The organism is Micromonospora sp. NPDC050397, assembly GCF_044901685.1.
In the GTDB taxonomy this organism is placed as follows: Bacteria; Actinomycetota; Actinomycetes; order Mycobacteriales; family Micromonosporaceae; genus Micromonospora_G.
On the sequence record NZ_JBJDPS010000010.1, the window covers coordinates 155,096 to 173,933 of the forward strand.

General features: G+C 72.1%; 18 protein-coding genes. 6 read left to right on the forward strand and 12 right to left on the reverse strand.

The window, feature by feature from the left end; genetic code table 11:
* Positions 1-44 precede the first annotated feature (44 nt).
* Positions 45-779, reverse strand: coding sequence for a 16S rRNA (uracil(1498)-N(3))-methyltransferase (locus ACI2K4_RS26965; RefSeq protein WP_404515299.1), 735 nt, complete (start codon positions 777-779; stop codon positions 45-47).
* 57 nt (positions 780-836) lie between these two features.
* Here ACI2K4_RS26965 and ACI2K4_RS26970 point away from each other — a divergent pair, with 57 nt between their 5' ends.
* On the forward strand, positions 837-3,602 hold the full coding sequence (locus tag ACI2K4_RS26970; RefSeq protein ID WP_404515301.1) for a DUF6493 family protein: 2,766 nt from the start codon (positions 837-839) through the stop codon (positions 3,600-3,602).
* 127 nt (positions 3,603-3,729) lie between these two features.
* Here the strand turns inward: ACI2K4_RS26970 and dnaJ are convergent, their stop codons facing one another.
* Positions 3,730-4,860 carry a molecular chaperone DnaJ gene (dnaJ, locus tag ACI2K4_RS26975; RefSeq protein ID WP_404515398.1) on the reverse strand — a complete coding sequence of 377 codons (1,131 nt, stop codon included), beginning with the start codon at positions 4,858-4,860 and terminating at the stop codon, positions 3,730-3,732.
* A gap of 133 nt (positions 4,861-4,993) precedes the next feature.
* The gene (gene hrcA, locus ACI2K4_RS26980) at positions 4,994-6,016 is read right to left on the reverse strand and encodes a heat-inducible transcriptional repressor HrcA (protein WP_404515303.1); all 1,023 of its coding nucleotides are present in this window, start codon (positions 6,014-6,016) and stop codon (positions 4,994-4,996) included.
* 254 nt (positions 6,017-6,270) lie between these two features.
* Between hrcA and ACI2K4_RS26985 the strand changes: the two genes are divergently transcribed.
* Entirely contained in the window at positions 6,271-6,951 is a 681-nt protein-coding gene (locus ACI2K4_RS26985) for a DUF4870 domain-containing protein (RefSeq protein WP_404515305.1), read from the forward strand.
* Between the two features lie 102 nt (positions 6,952-7,053).
* Here the strand turns inward: ACI2K4_RS26985 and hemW are convergent, their stop codons facing one another.
* A complete protein-coding gene (hemW, locus tag ACI2K4_RS26990; RefSeq protein WP_404515307.1) occupies positions 7,054-8,277 on the reverse strand; it encodes a radical SAM family heme chaperone HemW in 1,224 nt (407 codons plus the stop codon).
* Positions 8,278-8,294: 17 nt separating this feature from the next.
* Between hemW and ACI2K4_RS26995 the strand changes: the two genes are divergently transcribed.
* Positions 8,295-9,080, forward strand: a complete 786-nt coding sequence (locus ACI2K4_RS26995; protein ID WP_404515309.1) for an enoyl-CoA hydratase-related protein — start codon at positions 8,295-8,297, stop codon at positions 9,078-9,080.
* 192 nt (positions 9,081-9,272) lie between these two features.
* Positions 9,273-10,136, forward strand: a complete 864-nt coding sequence (locus ACI2K4_RS27000; RefSeq protein WP_404515399.1) for a hypothetical protein — start codon at positions 9,273-9,275, stop codon at positions 10,134-10,136.
* A 39-nt stretch (positions 10,137-10,175) separates the two neighbouring features.
* Here ACI2K4_RS27000 and ACI2K4_RS27005 read toward each other — a convergent pair whose 3' ends face one another.
* From ACI2K4_RS27005 to ACI2K4_RS27030, 6 genes are all read right to left on the reverse strand, one after another.
* Positions 10,176-10,820, reverse strand: a complete 645-nt coding sequence (locus ACI2K4_RS27005) for an MOSC domain-containing protein (RefSeq protein WP_404515311.1) — start codon at positions 10,818-10,820, stop codon at positions 10,176-10,178.
* A 186-nt stretch (positions 10,821-11,006) separates the two neighbouring features.
* The gene (locus ACI2K4_RS27010; protein ID WP_396816120.1) at positions 11,007-11,288 is read right to left on the reverse strand and encodes a GlsB/YeaQ/YmgE family stress response membrane protein; all 282 of its coding nucleotides are present in this window, start codon (positions 11,286-11,288) and stop codon (positions 11,007-11,009) included.
* 81 nt (positions 11,289-11,369) lie between these two features.
* Positions 11,370-11,900 carry an NUDIX domain-containing protein gene (locus ACI2K4_RS27015; RefSeq protein WP_404515314.1) on the reverse strand — a complete coding sequence of 177 codons (531 nt, stop codon included), beginning with the start codon at positions 11,898-11,900 and terminating at the stop codon, positions 11,370-11,372.
* Complete coding sequence (lepA, locus tag ACI2K4_RS27020; RefSeq protein WP_404515316.1) at positions 11,897-13,789, reverse strand: translation elongation factor 4; 1,893 nt, start codon at positions 13,787-13,789, stop codon at positions 11,897-11,899. The genes ACI2K4_RS27015 and lepA overlap by 4 nt, the downstream gene beginning before the upstream one ends.
* Before the next feature lie 174 nt (positions 13,790-13,963).
* On the reverse strand, positions 13,964-14,578 hold the full coding sequence (locus ACI2K4_RS27025; protein ID WP_404515318.1) for a DUF4240 domain-containing protein: 615 nt from the start codon (positions 14,576-14,578) through the stop codon (positions 13,964-13,966).
* Positions 14,579-14,594: 16 nt separating this feature from the next.
* Positions 14,595-15,128 (reverse strand): DUF4240 domain-containing protein, encoded by a 534-nt coding sequence (locus ACI2K4_RS27030; RefSeq protein ID WP_404515320.1) that lies wholly within the window; start codon positions 15,126-15,128, stop codon positions 14,595-14,597.
* 89 nt (positions 15,129-15,217) lie between these two features.
* On the opposite strand from ACI2K4_RS27030, the gene ACI2K4_RS27035 reads away from it, so the two are divergent.
* Complete coding sequence (locus tag ACI2K4_RS27035) at positions 15,218-16,204, forward strand: phosphotransferase (protein WP_404515322.1); 987 nt, start codon at positions 15,218-15,220, stop codon at positions 16,202-16,204.
* A 146-nt stretch (positions 16,205-16,350) separates the two neighbouring features.
* Positions 16,351-16,620, forward strand: a complete 270-nt coding sequence (gene rpsT, locus ACI2K4_RS27040) for a 30S ribosomal protein S20 (RefSeq protein WP_404515324.1) — start codon at positions 16,351-16,353, stop codon at positions 16,618-16,620.
* A 128-nt stretch (positions 16,621-16,748) separates the two neighbouring features.
* Here rpsT and ACI2K4_RS27045 read toward each other — a convergent pair whose 3' ends face one another.
* On the reverse strand, positions 16,749-17,687 hold the full coding sequence (locus ACI2K4_RS27045; RefSeq protein WP_404515326.1) for a hypothetical protein: 939 nt from the start codon (positions 17,685-17,687) through the stop codon (positions 16,749-16,751).
* The gene (holA, locus tag ACI2K4_RS27050) at positions 17,684-18,658 is read right to left on the reverse strand and encodes a DNA polymerase III subunit delta (protein WP_404515328.1); all 975 of its coding nucleotides are present in this window, start codon (positions 18,656-18,658) and stop codon (positions 17,684-17,686) included. Before holA ends, ACI2K4_RS27045 begins: the two co-directional genes overlap by 4 nt.
* Between the last annotated feature and the right edge of the window lie 180 nt (positions 18,659-18,838).

The following is an 18,838-nucleotide window of genomic DNA, read 5'->3' on the forward strand; positions in this document are numbered from 1 at the left end:
GTACCACCAAAAGCGATAACAAGGGGCCCTTCCTTACCCTGCTGCTACCAGCGGTGGAGGCGGGCGGAGAGGACTGCCAGCGCCGCCACCCCGGCGGTCGACGTACGCAGCACCGCCGGGCCGAGCCGTACCGCCCGCGCCCCGGCGGCCTCGAACGTCGTCACCTCGTCCGGGGTGATGCCGCCCTCCGGCCCCACCACCAGCACGATCTCACCGTCCAGCGGAAGCTCCACGGTGGAGAGCCCGACGGTCGCCTCCTCGTGCAGCACGAACCCGGCCGCCGCCCCGGAGATCCGCTTCGCCACCCGCGCCGTGGACTCGTCCGGCGCCCCGGCCACCACCGGCAGCCACGGTCGGCGGGCCTGCTTGGCCGCCTCCCGGGCGGTCGCCACCCACTTCTCCCGGGCCCGACCGCCCCGCTCGCCCCGCCACTGCACCACCGAGCGGGCCGCCGACCAGGGCACGATCTCGTCCACCCCGACCTCGGTCATCGCCTGTACGGCCAACTCGCCCCGGTCGCCCTTGGCGATCCCCTGGACCACGACCAGGCGCGGATCCGACGCGTCGTCGTACTCGAGGCTCGCTATCCGCAACTCGAGCGTGCCCCGGCCAACGGCGGTGACCACCGCCGTCGCCGTGCCGCCCCGCCCGTCGGCGAGCAGCAGTTCCTCACCCACCCGCAGCCGCTGCACGGTGGCGGCGTGGTGGCCCTCCGGCCCGTCGAGGGTGAACACGTCACCCGTGGGCAGGGCTTCGACCAGGAACAACGGCACGGACACGAGCAACAGGCTAGTCGGTCGCCGAACCGGCTGGATCGGGTCGGCTACCGTCACCCGATGCCGCCGCCCACCCCGCTCGCCGAACTGCTCTCCCTGCCGCAGTCCGCGCTCGTCGACCGGCTCTGCGCCCTCACCGCCGAGGAACGGGAGACACTGCGGCGGTCGGCCCGCCGCGCCCGAAACGCCAACGACGCCCACATGTACGGGGACACCGGAGGTCGCTACAGCCCGTCGGCCGCCACCAGGCTGGGCCTGATCCTGCTGGCCACCGAACCCGCCGCCGACCAGCACTGGCCACACCGGGAGGGAAACTCCACCTTCGACGCCGAATGGCGGATCGTGGTCAGCCGGGGACAGCGGTTCCTCGACGCGCTCGCCCGCGCGCAACTGCGCTGGATGGCGGAGACCATGGCCGGGGTGGCCGAGTTCGAGCTGATCCGCGACCACCAGCGCGCCGGCACCGTGACGCTGACCGTCGACGACACCTACGTACTCGCGATGATCAGCGGACTCACCGGGCGGTTCCAGGGCCGCCAGAGTAAGGCCAACCTGCTCCGGGCGGATCCGGAGCTGCTCGACCGGGCGTTCTGGCGGATCTTCGAGGTCGAGGGGAACCGGGAGGTGAGCCTGACCAACGTCGACCGGTTCCAGGGAGCCGAGACCCAGTCCTGGCAGGAGGCGGTGCTGGAGCTCGCCGCCGACGGCACGATCGACCGGCAACGGGTGCTCGACCGTACCCTCGCCGCCCTCGCCGCCGGCTTTCCGCAGTACCGGGCCGGCTGGTTCAGCCGCCTCCACGACGCGCTGCACCCCACCGTCGACGAGATCGCCACCCGGCAGGCCGCGTACGCCGGACTGCTGCGCAGCCCACTCGGCCCCACCGTCACGCTGGCGCTCGGCGCGCTCACCACGCTGGAGAACGCGTCCCGGCTCGACGCCACGCTCGCCGCCGCCGGGCTGGCCGCCGCCGTCCACGTGCCGGCCCGCACCACCGCGACCAGGGCGGTACGGCTCGCCGGCCGGATCATGCGACGCGACACCACCGCCGGGCTCGGTACGCTCGCCGCCGCCCTGCGGCACCCGCACGCCGACGTACAGTCCGCCGCCCTGGCCGAACTGCGCCGCCACGGCGATCCGGCCGCCCGCGCCGAGGTCGAACGTCGACTCGACCAACTCGCCCCGAGCCCGGCCGCCACCGCCCGGCAGTGGCTGAGCCAGACCGGCGGCCCCACGCCGGGCAGCACCACGGCGGGTCCGGCCCACCCTCGTCCCGCACCCGCCGTAGCCGTACCCGCCGAGCCGGCCTCCATCGAACCGATGCCCGTCGAACCGATCACGGAGCCGGCGGAACTGGCCGAGGCGCTCGCCGTCCTGCTGGCCCATCCCGACGACGCCGAACTGGGCGAACGATGCCTCGGTGCGGCGGCCCGCCTCGGTGCCGATCCGGCGGTCTACGCCCCGCTGAGCAAACGGGCCCACCGGCTCCACCGCGACGCCGTCAACGGCCTGTTCCACGGCAACACCCTCAGTGTCAGCACCCTGGTCCTGGCCTGCGCGGGCGAGCGACCGGTCGGCCACCGGCGTCCCAAACACCACGACTCCGTCATCGCCGGCCGGTTCGACGAGGTCATCCACCTGCTGCGGGCCGGCGAGCGCCGCCAACTCCTGGCCGAGCCGACCCACCACGGCGGCTGGGTCGAGCCGAGCGTCCTGGTCCACCGGCTGAGCACGGCACCCACCGGGACGCCACCGCCGGGTGTCGTGCCCCACGAGGTGCTGCCGCTCGACACCGTCGCCGCGCTGCTGCGGCTCGGTCCACCGACCGCCGACCGGACCGCACCGCTGACCGGGATCACCACCGGCACCATCGCGCTTCCGGAACGGCTCCGCGGTCCGCTGACGTACGCGCTCGGCGGTCCACCGCCGGCCCAGCCGGTCACCGACGACCACCCGCTCTGGATCGCGGCGGCCCGCGCCCGTGCCCCGTACGACGACGACCCGTGGCTGCGCGCGCTGCCCACCGGCGCCGACGAGCCCCCGCTCGACGTCGGCGGTGCCGGTCAGGTCCCCCGTTGGGAGGTCGAGGTGATCCAACCCCGGCGCGGCGGCCAACCCAGCCGCTTCTGGACCCTCGAAGTGAAGCCCAACAGCGACGCTCCGGCCCCGGCACGGGCCGACGACCCGACCCGGCCGACGGTGTCGCTGGCCCAACTGCACGTCAGGCCCTGGACGTACGACGGGCCGCCGGTGGAGCCCGCCCCCCGGTGGGGCTGGGCCAGCCTGGTCTGGCCGGGCAACATCGACCCGGTGCTCGCGCTCGGGCTCGACGCGCTCTGGAACGCCGTGCACGACATCGCCGAACCGGACGCGACGGCGGCGCTGGAACTGCTCGCCACTTCCCCCGCCGCCCCCGGCACGCTCGGCCGCCACCTGCTCGCCACCGGATTCGCCTCGGCCTCCGTGGCCGAACGGACCGCCGCCGTCGACGCCGCCGCCGTTCTGCTCCCGCACCGGGTCGGAGTGGTCGAACTGGCCGCCGCGATGCTCCAGGTCGCGCCGGCCGTACCGGTGAACCGCTGGACCGCCGCGCTGACCGAGCTTGCCACGGCCGGGCACGGCGACCAGGTCCTGGCCCTGCTCACGGCCTTGCTGCCCGGACTGGACCGGTCCACCCGTGGCCTGCACGGGCTGGTCGAGCTGCTCCGCGACGAACACCTGCGGGCCAACATCCCGGTCACCGACCCACCCCTGCGCACCTGGCTCACCGCCGTCGCAAAGGGCAACTCCAAAACCGCCAAAGCCGCCACCACGCTAACCCCCTAACCCCACCCTCCCCGCCCCCCGCTCCCCCGCCCCGCGATCTAGGGCATATCCACGCCCACGGAGATCCACCAACGACGATCCACCCTAGATCGACGAAACGGGGGGGGAGGAGGGGGTGGGGGGTGGGCTAGTGGCCGTTGAAGGCGTCGCGCATGCGGGAGAAGAAGCCGCCCTGCTTGCTCAGCTCGGCGACCTCCTCGCCCCGGGTCTTGGCGAAGTCGCGCAGCATCCGCTCCTGGTCGGCGTCGAGCTTGGTCGGGGTCCGTACGTCCAGGTGGACGAAGAGGTCGCCCCGGCCGGTCCCGCGCAGGTGCGGTACGCCCCGGGCGCGCAGCCGGATGGTACTGCCCGGCTGGGTGCCGGCCTTGACGTCGACCGGCTCGTCGCTGTCGAGAGTCTTGATGGTGAGCCGGGTGCCGAGGGCGGCGGCGGTCATCGGGACGGTGACCCGGCAGTGCAGGTCGTCGCCCTTGCGGGAGTAGACGTCGTGGGTCCGCTCGGAGATCTCGACGTAGAGGTCACCGGCGGTGCCACCGCCCGGGCCGACCTCGCCCTGCTGGGCCAGGCGGATCCGCATGCCGTCCTCGACCCCGGCCGGGATCTTGACGGTGAGCGAGCGGCGGGTACGAACCCGGCCGTCCCCGGCGCAGGTGGGGCAGGGGTGCGGGATGACGGTGCCGTACCCCTGGCAGACCGTGCACGGCCGGGAGGAGACCACCTGGCCGAGGAAGGTGCGCTGAACCGACTGCACCTCGCCCCGCCCGCCACAGGCCTCGCAGGTGGCGAGGTGGGTGCCGGCGGCGGTGCCCGCCCCGGCGCAGGTGGTGCAGAGCACGGCGGTGTCGACGGTGATCGGCGCCTCCACCCCGAAGGCGGTCTCGTTCAGGTCGAGTTCGAGACGGAGGATGGCGTCGGCGCCCGGCCGGGTACGCGGGCGCGGTCCCCGGCTCGCACCGGCGGCGCCGAAGAAGGCGTCCATGATGTCCTGGAAGCCGACGAACGGGCCGGCGCCACCGGGTCCGGCACCGCCGCCACCGCCGGGCGCCAGCGGGTCCCCGCCGAGGTCGACGATCTGTCGCTTCTGCGTGTCGGAGAGGACCTCGTAGGCGGCGTTGATGTCCTTGAACTTCTCGTGCGCCTCCGGGTCCGGGTTGACGTCCGGGTGGAACTGCCGCGCCAGCTTGCGGTAGGCGCGCTTGATCTCGTCGTCGGAGGCCTCTCGGTTGACGCCGAGAATCCCGTAGTAGTCCTTGGCCACTGTGTTCCGTGTCCCCATGTCAGTCGTACCGTCCGCCGGTCGTCAGGTCAGCTTGTCGATCAGGTCCGCGCCGTGCTCCCGCCAGCCCGGCGTCTTCGGTAACGCTCCGGTGCCTCCCGCTGCCCCGGTGCCATCAGTTCTGCGCCAGCAGGTCGCCCACGTACCTGGCCACGGCGCGTACGGTCGCGATGGTGCCGGGGTAGTCCATCCGCGTCGGACCGAGCACGCCGAGCCCGCCGAGGATGGTGTTGCCGGTGCCGTACCCGGTGCTCACGACCGAGGCGGCCCGCAGATTGTCGATCTCGTTCTCGTCGCCGATCCGAATCCGCAGCGTACTGGGTTCGACCTCACCGAAGAGCTTGAGCAGGATGACCTCCTCCTCCAGCGCCTCCAGGATCGGACGCAGCGAACCCTGGAAGTCGAGCAGCCCGCCCCTGGTCAGGTTGGCGGTGCCGGCCAGCGCGATCCGCTCCTCGTGCCGTTCGACGAGGGTCTCCAGCAGCACCGACGCGAGCGTCGCCATGGCCGGGCGCAGTTCGGGCGCGATCTCGTCGACCAGCGCCTGGACCAGCGGCGGGGTGTCGGAGAGGCGGCAGCCGACGAGCTTCTCGTTGACCATCCGGCGCAGGTCGGTGACGTCGTCGGCGAGCAGCGGCGCGGGCATCTCGACCAGGCGCTGTTCGACCCGTCCGGTGTCGGCGATCATGACGAACATGAGCCGGGTGGTGGAGATCGGCACCAGTTCGAGGTGACGCACGGAGGAGCGGGCCAGGCTCGGGTACTGCACCACCGCGACCTGCCGGGTGAGCTGGGCGAGCAGCCGGACCGTACGGTGCACCACGTCGTCGAGGTCGACGGCACCGACCAGGAAGCGCTCGATCGCCCGGCGCTCGGCCGGGGTGAGCGGCTTGACCCGGGACAGCCGGTCGACGAAGAGACGGTAGCCACGGTCGGTGGGCACCCGGCCCGCACTGGTGTGCGGCTGCCGGATGTAGCCCTCCTCCTCGAGCACGGCCATGTCGTTGCGGACGGTGGCCGGCGAGACGCCGAGCTGGTGCCGTTCGACCAGGGCTTTGCTGCCGACCGGCTCCTGGGTGGAGACGTAGTCCTCCACGATCGCGCGCAACACGTCGAGCTTGCGGTCGTCGAGACCCATTCTCACCTCCCTGCGACCGGGTCGGAGCGAGCACCCGGCCCACCAGTCTGGCACTCGACTGTAACGAGTGCCAGTCTACGACGTGGGCCCGGCCGATCGCGATGATCAACCGTGCGCCCCGGCCGGAGATCTTGGGGTAATTGCTGGACGGTAGCCGACCCGCTGTCGGCATAACAGCTTCAGTCGTCAATTGTCCAGAGAAAGTCACTGGTGATAAGTGGCGTCACTTGATCGGTGCCCCTACCGTGACCCACATGACTGAACCGCCTCGCCCGCCCGGGGACAACGGCCCCGGCGGCAACCCGCCGGAACCACCGACCACGCCGTTCACCTCCCCCGGCTCGTACTCGAGCCCCGGCGAGAGTCCGCCTCCGGGCTACGGCCCGCCACCGCCGTACCAGGCGTCCCCGCCCACCTCCGGTGGCGGCTACCCGCCCCCCGGCGCCTATCCACCCCCGGGCGCCTACCCGCCTCCGGCCGAGGGCGGCTACCCGCCGGCCGGCGGCTACCCCCCGCCGGGTGGTTACCCCCCGCCCGGGGGCTACCCCCCGCCCGGTGCCTACTACGGCGGCGGGGCCCCGGGCGGCTTCGCCAACGGCGAGGAGAAGACCTGGGCCATGGTCGCCCACTTCGGCGGCGCGGCCGGCGCCTTTGTCAGCGGCGGCGTGGCGGGCTGGATCGCCCCGCTGGTCGCGTACCTGGTCAAGGGGAACACCTCGCCGACCGTACGGGCGCACTCCACCGCCGCGCTGAACTTCCAGCTACTCTGGTCGATCATCGGTGTGGCGGGTTACATCCTGCTCTGCATCGGGATCGGGATCGTCGGCGTGATCGCCGCGTGGGCCCTCGGCACCATCTTCGGGATCATCGCCGGGGCCAAGGCGGTCAACGGCGAGTACTACAAGTACCCGATGTCGCCGAGTTGGATCAAGTAGCGGTCGGCCTTCGGAACGGGGCCGGGTAACGTCCCGGCCCCGTTCCGGCACCGGCACGGACTCCGGCACCGGAACCGGCTGCGGCACGGACTCCGGCACCGGCTACGGCAGCAGGTCCCGGACCACCGCGTCGGCGAGCAGCCGGCCGCGCAGGGTCAGCACCGCCCGGCCGGACTCGTACTCCGGGCGGCTGAGCAGGCCGTCGGTGAGCGCCCGCTCGGCGCCGGCCCGACCCACCCCGTCCAGCCCGGCCAGCGGCAGGCCGGACGCCAGCCGCAGCCGCAGCATCACGTCCTCCACGTGCTGGTCGTCGCCGCTGAGCAGCTCCCGGGCGTGTCCCGGGGACTCACCGGCGGCCAGCCGGGCCGCGTACGCGGTGGGGTGTTTGACGTTCCACCAGCGCACGCCGCCGACGTGGCTGTGCGCCCCCGGCCCGAGGCCCCACCAGTCGCCGCCGGTCCAGTACAGCAGGTTGTGCCGGCACGCGGCGTCCGGCGTGCGGGCCCAGTTGGAGACCTCGTACCAGGAGAAACCGGCCGCGCCGAGGGCCTGCTCGGCGGCCAGGTAGCGGTCCGCCGCCACGTCGTCGCTCGGGTACGGCAGCTCCCCGCGCCGCATCCGCGCGGCCAGCCGGGTGCCGTCCTCGACGATCAGGGCGTACGCGCTGACGTGGTCGACGCCCGCCTGCGTCACCGCGTCGAGCGAGGCGGCGAAGTCCTCGGCGCTCTCCCCCGGCGTGCCGTAGATCAGGTCCAGGTTCACGTGGTCGAACCCGGCGTCACGGGCCTCCAGCGCCGCCTGGACCGCCCGTCCGGGGGTGTGCCGACGGTCGAGCAGGGCGAGCACCCCGGGCGCGGCGGACTGCATCCCCAGCGAGATCCGGGTGTATCCGGCGGCGCGCAGCGCCTTGAGCGAATCCGGCGTCACCGACTCCGGGTTCGCCTCGGTGGTGATCTCCGCGTCGGCGGCCAGCCCCCAGGTGCGGTCGATCCCGTCCAGGATCCGGGCCAGGTCGTCGGCGGGCAGCAGGGTCGGGGTGCCACCGCCGACAAAGACGGTGTCCACCCGGCCCGGCGGGGCGTCGCCGAGCACCCGTCCGGCCAGCGCCAACTCGGCCAGCACCTGGTCGGCGTACTCGTCCCGGGCGCCCCCGCCCCCGAGTTCCGTCGCGGTGTACGTGTTGAAGTCGCAGTAACCGCACCGACTGGCGCAGAACGGCACGTGCGCGTACACCCCGAAGCCCCGGGCGCCGACGGCGGTCAGGGCGGAACGGGGCAGCGAACCGTCGGCCGGGACGGGTTCGCCTTCGGGAAGGATGCCGGGCATGCGACTAGTGTGCCGGCATGACCTCCGCCCCTGACACGCTCGTCCGGGTGTCGACGGCGTCCGGGGTGACCACGCTCACCCTGGACAGCCCGCACAACCGCAACGCGCTCTCCACCCCGCTGATGACCCAGCTCCTCGCCGCGCTCGCCGAGGCTGTGACGGACGACACGGTACGGGCGGTGGTGCTGAGCCACACCGGGCCGGTCTTCTGCTCCGGCGCCGACCTGAAGGAGACCGCGGAGGCGTACGCGACCGGCTCCGTACCCGCCGGCCGGCTCGGTGACGTGCTCGCCGCCGTACGGGAGTGCCCGAAGCCGGTCGTCGCGCGGGTCGCCGGCCCGGCGCGCGCGGGCGGCCTGGGTCTGATCGCCGCGGCCGACCTGGCGGTCTGCGCCCGGGACGCCACCTTCGCCTTCACCGAGGTACGGATCGGGGTGATCCCGGCGGTGATCTCGGCGACCGTTCTGCCCCGGTTGCAGCCCCGGGCCGCCGCCGAGCTCTATCTGACCGGTGAGACCTTCGACGGGGACCGGGCCGAACGGATCGGGCTGGTCAACCGGGCGGTGCCGGCGCAGGAGCTGGACCCGACCGTGGCCGCGTACTGCGCCGCGCTGGTGAAGGGGGCGCCGGGTGCCCTGGCCGGCACGAAGGAGCTGCTGCGCCGCCCGGTCGGCCCGGACCTGCGGGCCGAACTCGCCGAGTTGGGCGCGCTGTCGACCGGCTACTTCCTCTCCGAGGAGGGGCGGGAGGGAATCTCCGCGTTCCGCGAGAAACGGCCGGCTCGTTGGGTACCCGGGGCATGAGCGGCGTGAACGCGCGCCAGGCATCGATGTGAATCCGATGAAGTATCGGTGAGCACAGGTTTACCGGGAATACAAGGCTGGTCGGAGGTACGGCGTCGGCACGTACGCTAGGCGCTGTCCCACCGGCCGTCCCCGCCCCCGAAACGGGCGGACATCGGTATGGACGGATCAGGCCGACCGGACGAGCAGGGGGTGCGGGTGCGGACTCGAGCGATGGTGGCCGCTGGCGTGGCGCTGGCGGCGGTTGCCGCCTTCGGGGTCTACCTCGGCTCACGCGAGATCGTCGGGAAGCTGCCGCTGCCGACCGCGATCCAGGGCTGCACGGTCGAGGCGGAGGGTCGGGTCAACCTGAACCCGGAGCAGATGGCGAACGCTGCGACCATCGCCGCGATCGGCGTGAAGCGCAAGATGCCCGAACAGGCGGTCGTGGTCGCCCTCGCGACGGCGTTCCAGGAGTCCAGGTTGGAGAACCTGGCCGGCGGCGACCGCGACTCGATCGGGCTGTTCCAGCAGCGCCCCAGCCAGGGTTGGGGCAAACCGGAGGAGATCCGCGACCCGCGTTACGCGGCGAACAAGTTCTACGCCGCGCTGAAGAAGGTCAAGGGCTGGGAGACGATGCGGGTCACCGACGCCGCCCAGAAGGTGCAGCGTTCGGCGTTCCCGGAGGCGTACGAGAAGTGGGCCGACGAGTCTGCCGTGCTCACCCGGGCACTGCTCGGCAACGCGACCGGCGCGGTCGCCTGTACCGTGGGCGCCGAGCCGCTGGTGCGGGGTGCCGCCGCGGCAGCCGCCCTGGTCGACGGCCTGAACCTGGACTGGGGCAAGCTCCAGACGACCGTACCGGCCGAACTCACCGGGCTGGCGGTGCCGGCGGCGAACCTCCAGACCGGTTGGCGTTACGCCCACTGGCTCGTCTCGCACGCGGGCGACAACGGCGTCAAGCGGGTCACCTTCGAGAATCTCGAATGGACCGCGGACGAGGGCACCTGGACCGCGCTCAAGAAGGGCGAGGCGAACTCCGCCCTCGTGGTCGCCGAGGTCTACGCCGAGGGGTGACCCGGGGCGTTCATCGCGGCGCCCCGGCGGTCCGGGCGTTCATCGCGGCGCCCCGGCGGTCCGACGGATCACCCGTTCCCGGATGTGCTCGGGAAGCTCCGGCACGTCGAGCAGACGCGGCAGCAGTTCCGGGGTGATGTTGAGGGCCCGAAAGGTCTCCCCGATGGTGACGCCGTGCGCCGGCCGGTGCACCACCGTCACCTCGTCGCCCGCGCCCACCTCACCCTCGCGGAGAACCCGCAGGTACGCCCCGGGTGTGGCGCGGGCGGTGAACCGCTTGATCAGGTCCCGTACGCCCCAGAAGCCGGCGAAGGTGCGGCAGGGCGTACGCGGCTGGCTCACCTCCAGCAGCGCCGTACCGACCTGCCACCGTTCTCCGATCACCGCACCGGTCAGGTCGATCCCCTCGGTGGAGAGGTTCTCGCCGAACCCGCCGGGCGGGATCTCCCGACCCAACTCCCGCGACCACCAGGCCGCGTCCTCCCGGGCGTACGAGTAGACGGCCTTGTCCGGCCCGCCGTGGACCGCGGTCTCGCCGACGAAGTCACCGGCCACGCCTCCGGCGCGCAACAGGATCCGGCCCGGGTTGGGCCGCTTGTCGATGCCGCTGCGTCCGCTCGGGTCACCGGCCCACGGGGCCGTGGTCACGATGGCCAAATTTACCGAGGTGAGTCTGCCCGTCATGGATGCAGCCTACGGCCGCCGCCGGCGCCCCGGCGGACCACGTCGGGGGCGAGCACCGCGAGGATCGCGGTGAGGTCGCCGGCCCGGGCCGCGGTCAGGAACGCGGTGCGCACGGCAGGGGCGCCGGACCGGATCGGTCGGGCGCCCCTGGCCGTGCAAACGTGTTACGGGGAGGTGGTACGGGGATCAGTAGCGGCTGACGCTACGGCGACCGCCGACACCGGCCACGATGGCCACCGCGATCGCCGCGACGACCACCTGGACCAGCAGCTCCCGCCAGTCGATGCCGGCGGTCTCGGTGGCGATGCCCGCGGCCCGCGCGATCACCGTACCGAGCAGTGCGGCGCCCACGCCGATCAGCATGTGCAGCCACATCGGCATGTTCTGCCGTCCGGGCACGACCAGGCGGCCGAGCGCACCGACGATGAGGCCAACAATGAGGGCGGTGATGATACCGAGAACAGTCATCGGTCGTCTCCTACTCGGATCGGTCACACCTTGTCGTGTGGTGACCGCATAGTGCCCGACCGCCGGAGATTCCAAACCGACTCAGATCATGAGTTGTCGCGCCGCCGCCCGAACGGCCGCATCCATCGTCTCGAAGGCCAAAGTGGGCGGATCCGCCAGGGGGAACCAGGTCATCTCGGACGACTCCGTCGGATCGATCCTGATCTCGGCACCGACTGGAAGAGTCGCCAGGTAGAAGATGTCGAGCACCGGAAGGGTCTCGCGCTGGTAGTCGTAACTGCCGACGTACATGCCGACGAAGTCGCCGAGGATCACCTCGACGCCGAGTTCCTCCCGCCCCTCGCGGATCGCCGCCGCCTCCGGGTGTTCCCACCCGTCGCAGAAGCCGCCCGGGGTCTCCCAGAGCCCGGACCTGGGCTCGGACGCCCGGCGCAGCGCCAGGAACCGGGGCGCGACCGGGTCACCGTCGAGCAGGACGAGGCTGGCGGTCGGGCGGGCGTTGACAAAGAGCGCGTAGCCGCACGCGCCGCAGGCCGTCGGCGGGGCAGAGGGCAGCGGCGCGGCGCAGCGCGGGCAGAAGGCGGCGTCCGGCCCGTACGTTCGCGGCGTCACTTCTTGCCGGCCGCCTTGCCGCCCTTGCCGTCGCCACCGGAGTCGTCCGAGGAGAGCGCGGCGATGAACGCCTCCTGCGGCACCTCGACCCGGCCGACCATCTTCATCCGCTTCTTGCCTTCCTTCTGCTTCTCCAGCAGCTTGCGCTTACGGGTGATGTCACCGCCGTAGCACTTGGCGAGCACGTCCTTGCGGATCGCCCGGATGGTCTCGCGGGCGATCACCCGGTTGCCGATCGCGGCCTGGATCGGCACCTCGAACTGCTGCCGGGGAATCAGCTTCTGCAGCTTGGACGCGATGCTGACGCCGTAGTTGTACGCCTTGTCCTTGTGCACGATCGCGCTGAACGCGTCGACCGGCTCGCCGTGCAGCAGGATGTCCACCTTGACCAGGTCGGACTGCTGCTCGCCGGAGGGCTCGTAGTCGAGCGAGGCGTAGCCCTTGGTACGGCTCTTGAGCTGGTCGAAGAAGTCGAAGATGATCTCTGCTAGGGGCAGCGTGTAGCGCAGCTCCACCCGGTCGGCGGAGAGGTAGTCCATGCCGAGCAGGGTGCCCCGCCGGCCCTGGCAGAGCTCCATCACCGCGCCGACGTAGTCGTTCGGGGTGAGTACGGTCGCCCGCACCACCGGCTCGTACACCTCGGCGACCTTGCCGCTCGGGTACTCGCTGGGGTTAGTGACGGTGATCTCGTTGCCGTCTTCCAGCTTCGCCCGGTAGACCACGTTCGGCGCGGTGGAGATCAGGTCCAGGTTGTACTCCCGCTCCAGCCGCTCCCGGATGATCTCCAGGTGCAGCAGGCCGAGGAAGCCGCAGCGGAAGCCGAAACCGAGCGCACCCGAGGTCTCCGGCTCGTAGTCGAGCGCGGCGTCGTTGAGCTTGAGCTTGTCCAGCGCGTCGCGCAGGTTGGGGTAGTCGGACCCGTCGATCGGGTAGAGGCCGGAGTAGACCATCGGCTTCGGGTCCTTGTAACCGCCGAGCGGCTCGCTCGCCGGCCGCGTGTTGAGGGTGACCGTGTCACCGACCCGCGACTGGCGTACGTCCTTCACACCCGTGATCAGGTAGCCCACCTCGCCGACGCCGAGCGCGCCGTGCTTCTCCATCTCGGGTGAGATGACGCCGATCTCCAGCAGCTCGTGCACCGCGCCGGTGGACATCATCTTGATCCGCTCGCGGGCCTCGATCCGGCCGTCGATGACCCGGACGTAGGTGACCACGCCCCGGTAGACGTCGTAGACCGAGTCGAAGATCATCGCGCGGGCCGGCGCGTCGGCGTTGCCGACCGGCGGCTTGAACTGACGGACGATCTCGTCGAGCAGGTACGGCACGCCCTCGCCGGTCTTGCCGGAGACCTTGATGCAGTCGCTCGGCTCGCATCCGATCAGGTGCGCCAGTTCCTCGGCGTACTTCTCCGGCTGGGCGGCCGGCAGGTCGATCTTGTTCAGCACCGGGATGATGGTGAGGTTGTTCTCCATCGCCAGGTAGAGGTTCGCCAGCGTCTGCGCCTCGATCCCCTGCGCCGCGTCGACCAGCAGCACCGCGCCCTCACAGGCGGCCAGCGACCGGGACACCTCGTAGGTGAAGTCCACGTGGCCCGGGGTGTCGATCATGTTGAGCACGGCCTGCTCGCCCTGCTGCTCACCCTCGCGCACGGTCCAGGGCATCCGGACCGCCTGGCTCTTGATGGTGATGCCACGCTCGCGCTCGATGTCCATCCGGTCCAGGTACTGCGCCCGCATCTGCCGCGGGTCGACCACGCCGGTGAGCTGCAACATCCGGTCGGCCAGGGTCGACTTCCCGTGGTCGATGTGGGCGATGATGCCGAAGTTCCTGATCCGGCCGGGGTCGGTGGCACCAGGAGTGTTCGCGCCGGGGTCGGGCGTCGGTGGCACGGCGGTCCGTTCTAGTCGGGCTGGCAAGCGGGTCGGGCTGGCAAGCTGCGCTGGTCGGGCTGGTCGGCGGTACGCGACGGCCGCTCGGGCCGGACCGGTACGCGACGGTCGGCACGGCGCCGACCACTCTCTATGATCCCATGCCCGCCGGAAGCCCCGGAGCAGCCGGTCGGGTCACGCCGAGCGGAACGCCCAGCCGGCCGGCGGGGTCTCGACCGGCGGGACCGGGAACATCCGGGCCAGTCGGGGGAATCGGGCGACCACCTCGGCCGGATCGCGCGGGTTCCAGCGCTCGTCGGACGGCTCCGGCGTGAGTTGCACGTCGTGACCGTGCCGCTCCAGCACCACGTCCAGCTCCTCGGACCCGTCGGTGATCCGCTCGTACGCCTCGTCCGCCACGTAGTCGAGCTCCTCCCAACTCGGCCACTCGTCTTCGGCCCAGTCGCGCAACGCCCGCCCGGCCAGCCGCTGAACCGCGGGCAGCTCGGCCAGTTCGTCCGGGTCGCGTACCACCCGTTCGAACCCGTCCCGCCCGAGTCCGACCAGCCACGCCTGGAAGTAGTGGAACCCGTCGTCGGAGCAGAGACCACCACAAATCCGGTACGCCGCACCCCACAGCAGGTGGCTGTCGGCCCGGCGGCGCAGCTCGTCCAGCCGGAGCGTGAAGTCCATGATCTCGGCGGCCGGCAGCTCGGCGAGCCGGTCGGTGAGCCACCGCAGCCGGTCGTCGGGCGTGTCGGCCCGCAACGCCGAGCGCTCGATCAACTCCCAGAACCCGTCGGTGTCCATTCGGCGCAGGCGCCGGTCACTCGGCGGGCGGCTCGACGAAGAGCGCCGCGAGCCGGGGCAACTGTTGGCGGGCCGAGTCCTCGTCGTCGAAGTCCCAGAACTCGCCCAGCTCCGGGTAGGTCGCGTGCGGTTGGGCCGGCATCTCGGCGGCGGTCGCCTTCAGGTGGGCGTTCCGGGCGAGGTGCAGCACCTCCTCGGCCTCGAACTCCTGACCGGTCACCGCCGCCTGCCGCACCGCCGGCAGCGCGGCCAGTGAGTCCGGGTCCTTGACCGCCTGGGCGAAGGTCGCCCGCCCCTGGAGGAGGAGCCAGCAGCGGAAGTACTCGAAGCCGTCGTCGGAGCAGCCACCGTTGATCAGGTAGGCCGCGCCCCAGAGGTCCGCCCGGTAGGAGGCCGCCAACACCCGCCAGAGGTGCTGGTCGAAGCCGACGATCTCGACCACGTCCCGCTCCGCCAGCAGGGCCACCGCCCGCGCGATGATCGCCTCGGTCTCGCCGTCGGCACCCGTGCGGGCCTCGTCGATCAACGCCCAGAACTCGTCGGTCCTCATGTCCCGGCAGTCTGGCAGACCACTGTGACAACCGGGTCGCACCGTCGCCGGTACGGCGTCCGGACGGCCGGCTGAGGCAGGATGGAGGCATGTCCGCGAGCCCGTTGCCGCTGGTGCCGTACGGTGCGACCGCCGTCCGACCGGACTGGGCCGACCTGCCGGCGGAACTGCGGGCGGCGATCGCCGCCCGGTTGGGCGCCAGGGTGAGCTGGGCCACCACCGCCGGTGGCGGGTTCACCAACGGTTTTGCCGGGGTGCTCGGCACCACCGCCGGGGACCGGGTCTTCGTCAAGGCCGCGTCGCTCGCCGACCAACGGCATCTGAGCGACTGGTACGCCCGGGAGACCGCGATCGTCGCCGCCCTCCCGCCCGGACTGCCGGTGGCCCGCCCGCGCTGGACCCTCACCACCGCCGGTCACTTCGTCATCTGCCTGGACGCCATCGACGGCCGGACGCCGGCCCTGCCCTGGCACCCGGCCGAGCTGAGCGCGACCCTGGACGCGTACGCGCGGGTGGCGCGGGCGCTGCGTGAGCCGCCGGAGGCACTCGTCGCGCTCGGTCCGCCGCAGCTCGCCGACCTGCTCCGGGCCGACCTGTCCTGGTGGCGGGAGATCGTCGACGGGTACGAGCCGGTGCCGGCCGGGGTGCCGGCGAGCCTGCGGGGACGGTTGCCCGAGCTGGCCTCGCTGGAGGGTCTGCTGCCCGGCTACGCGCACGGCACCGGGTTGATCCACTGCGACCTGCGGCTGGACAACGTACTGATCGACCGGTCCGGCGCCGCCTGGATCTGCGACTGGAACTGGCTCTGCTTCGGCCCCGCCTGGTTCGACCTGGCCGGCCTGCTCGTCACCGCGTACGCCAGCGGGCTCGACGCCGACCGCGCCTTCGCCACCCACCCGGCCACCCGGGACGCACCGGCCGACGGGCTGGACGCCGCACTGGCCGCGCTCGCCGGATACTGGTTGGTACGGGCCACCACCGAACCCGCCGCGGAGTCTCCGCACCTGCGGGCGCACCAGCGCTGGAGCGGTGAGACGGCGCTGGCCTGGCTGGCCTCGCGGCGCGGGTGGCGCTGAGCCGGTTTTGGCCCCACCCGGGGGACCTGGTAACCTGACTTTTCGCATGTGGCGATGTGACCGTGTGTTGGCGCCCCAGAGGCTCCCGCAGATCGTCGCCCCTGCATCAAGCTGACCAACCCGAGCTATCAAGACGAGGCTGTCGCGTGGCGAACATTAAGTCCCAGATCAAGCGCAACCGGCAGAACGAGAAGCGCCGGCTGCGTAACAAGTCGGTCAAGTCGTCGCTGAAGACCGCCATCCGCAAGTTCAACGAGGCGACCGTTGCCGGTGACACCGAGCAGGCCACCGCGTTGATGCGGGACGCCTCGCGGAAGCTGGACAAGGCGGTCAGCAAGGGCGTCATCCACCAGAACCAGGCGGCGAACCGCAAGTCGGCGATCGCGAAGCGGCTGCAGTCGCTCTCCGCTGCCTGAGCGGGTCCGACCCCAGACTTCACCAGTACGCCCCGAGCCTTTCCGGCTCGGGGCGTAGCTGTCGTCTGGTCCTGACCCGTCGGCCCTCTTCCTCGTGACCGGCTCTGCCTACCCCCGTAGGGCTCTGCCTACTCGTAGTGCCGGCTGCCCGACTGACTGGCCCGCTGCTGCGGGCTGTCCGACCGCTCGGACCAGTGACCACCCTGCTGGCCGGGCCACTGTTCGGTACGCTCACCCGCCGCCGGCTGACCGTTCGTCGGCCGGTCAATCGCGGTACGACGCGTGCCGGCCTGGCCGGAGTTGGCCCGGATCCGACTCGCCGCAGCCCGTCCCAGCACCAGCCGCGCCGCCGCGGGCAGGGCCTCGGCCGAGCCGGCGACCGGCTCCGGCCTCGTGCCGGCGGGCAGTGACCGGTTGGCGCCGCCCGCGCGAGGTCGAGCGTGCCCCACCGGTCGCGCCGAAGCGGCCGCGTCGGGTCGGGAATCCGGACTGATCTTCCACTCGTCCGGCACCCGGGCCCGGCCGACCGCCGGCAGCATCTCCCGCCGGAACCGCTCCTGTTCGAGGTCCGGCACCCTGGCCGCGGCGCGGACCACCGCCGCCGCCACCAGGTCGTTGACCTTGACCATGACGGCGACGGTCATCGGCAGGACCAGCACGCCCCACCAGTTGACCAACTCGGCGAGTGCGAGCAGCAGGCCGAGGGCGACCGTGCCCTCGAAGAAGAGGAAGCAGAGCAGGCCGCCGGGGTCGACATGGTGCAGTCGGAGCACCCGCGAGTAGAGCGGTTGGACCCGCTCGTCGTCGACCGTCGGGCTCTCGTGGACCGGTTCGAGCAGCCGGGGGTAGACCCGTACCGTGGGGTGTTCGGCCCGCGCGGCCCCGTCGAGGTCGGCGCAGACCTCGGCGACCAGGCCGGGATAGCTCGCAGCGACGTCCCCGGCCATCACCGGCCCGGCATCGTCGAGCGACTCGGACAGGTCGGGGTAACCGAGGTCCCCGGTGGCGCCGGCTCGCCGGATGGCCCGGAGCTGTCCCGGTAACCGGAGGTGAGGCGGTCCGCTCATCGTGTGCCACCTCCCGAGCGGGCGGCGGCGACCGCGAAGACCGCGCGTTCCAACGCGTACCCCCGGTCGTCGGCGCCGCCCTTGACGGCGGCGTTGCAGTCGGCCGCGGCCCGCATCGCGTCCACCAGCCCTTCGGGCGTCCAACCACGACCCTGACGCTGGGCCCGCTCGATCTTCCACGCGGGCATGCCGAGCGTGCTCGCGAGTTGGTAGGCGCTGCCCCGTCCGGCGGAGCTCACCCGGGCGACGGTCCGTACGCCGTCGGCGAGCGCGTCGGCGATCGGCACCGGGTCGACGCCGACGTGCAGTGCCCAGCGCAACGCCTCCAGCGCGGCCGGGACGTCACCGACCATCGCCGCGTCCGCGACGGTGAAGCCGCTCACCTCGGCCCGGCCCCGGTAGTAGCGGGCGACCGTGTCGGCCCCGATCCGCCCGTCGGTGTCGGCGATCAACTGCGCGCAGGCGGAGGCGAGTTCGCGCAGGTCGTTGCCGACCGCTGCGACCAGGGCGGCGGCGGCGTCCTCACTGGCCTTGCCGCCTCCCCGCCGGAACTCGTCCTTGACGAAGGCGATCCGCTCCCGGTCCCCCTTGAGCTTGGCCGCCGAGACCACGATCGCCCCGGCCGCGCGCAGCCCGTCGGCGAACGCCTTGCCCTTGGCGCCTCCGGCGTGCGCCACCACCAGGTGCACGTCGGGGTCGGGATTCTTCGCGTACGTCAGCAGCGTGGCGACCAGATCCTTGCGGGCGTCCTGGCCGGCGCGGAGCAGGATCACCCGGCGACCGCCGAACAGGGACGGACTGAGCATCTCGGCAACCTCGCCGGGGTTGACCGAACCGGCCTCGTACTCGCGGACGTCGGAGTCGGGATCAACTGCCCGAGCCGACTCGGCGGCCCCGGTCAGTGCTCGGTTGACCAGCAGTTCCTCGTCGCCGAGGACGAGCGTTACCGGGGGGAGGCTAACAGGGGTCACGTGGTCATCGTCGCACGTCGGGTGGACGCGTCGGGCCTGGTCACCCGGGTACCCGTAGTTGACCCCGCACTTAGCGCAAATCAAGACATTTATCTTAATCCTGGCGTTCGGCGCACGCCTCAGCCTCCTCCACTCCTTCACCCCGGTCACCTCGATGGTCCGACTTCATTCGCACCCTTG

What these genes read in the sequence shown, in the direction of transcription:
- ACI2K4_RS27030 (WP_404515320.1), bottom strand. Translation starts at nt 15,128, where the DNA reads ATGAGGACCGACGAGTTCTGGGCGTTGATCGACGAGGCCCGCACGGGT.
- ACI2K4_RS27010 (WP_396816120.1), bottom strand. Translation starts at nt 11,288, where the DNA reads ATGACTGTTCTCGGTATCATCACCGCCCTCATTGTTGGCCTCATCGTC.
- ACI2K4_RS27045 (WP_404515326.1), bottom strand. Translation starts at nt 17,687, where the DNA reads ATGAGCGGACCGCCTCACCTCCGGTTACCGGGACAGCTCCGGGCCATC.
- ACI2K4_RS27025 (WP_404515318.1), bottom strand. Translation starts at nt 14,578, where the DNA reads ATGGACACCGACGGGTTCTGGGAGTTGATCGAGCGCTCGGCGTTGCGG.
- ACI2K4_RS27005 (WP_404515311.1), bottom strand. Translation starts at nt 10,820, where the DNA reads ATGACGGGCAGACTCACCTCGGTAAATTTGGCCATCGTGACCACGGCC.
- ACI2K4_RS27035 (WP_404515322.1), top strand. Translation starts at nt 15,218, where the DNA reads ATGTCCGCGAGCCCGTTGCCGCTGGTGCCGTACGGTGCGACCGCCGTC.
- hemW (WP_404515307.1), bottom strand. Translation starts at nt 8,277, where the DNA reads ATGCCCGGCATCCTTCCCGAAGGCGAACCCGTCCCGGCCGACGGTTCG.
- ACI2K4_RS26995 (WP_404515309.1), top strand. Translation starts at nt 8,295, where the DNA reads ATGACCTCCGCCCCTGACACGCTCGTCCGGGTGTCGACGGCGTCCGGG.
- ACI2K4_RS26970 (WP_404515301.1), top strand. Translation starts at nt 837, where the DNA reads ATGCCGCCGCCCACCCCGCTCGCCGAACTGCTCTCCCTGCCGCAGTCC.
- hrcA (WP_404515303.1), bottom strand. Translation starts at nt 6,016, where the DNA reads ATGGGTCTCGACGACCGCAAGCTCGACGTGTTGCGCGCGATCGTGGAG.
- ACI2K4_RS26985 (WP_404515305.1), top strand. Translation starts at nt 6,271, where the DNA reads ATGACTGAACCGCCTCGCCCGCCCGGGGACAACGGCCCCGGCGGCAAC.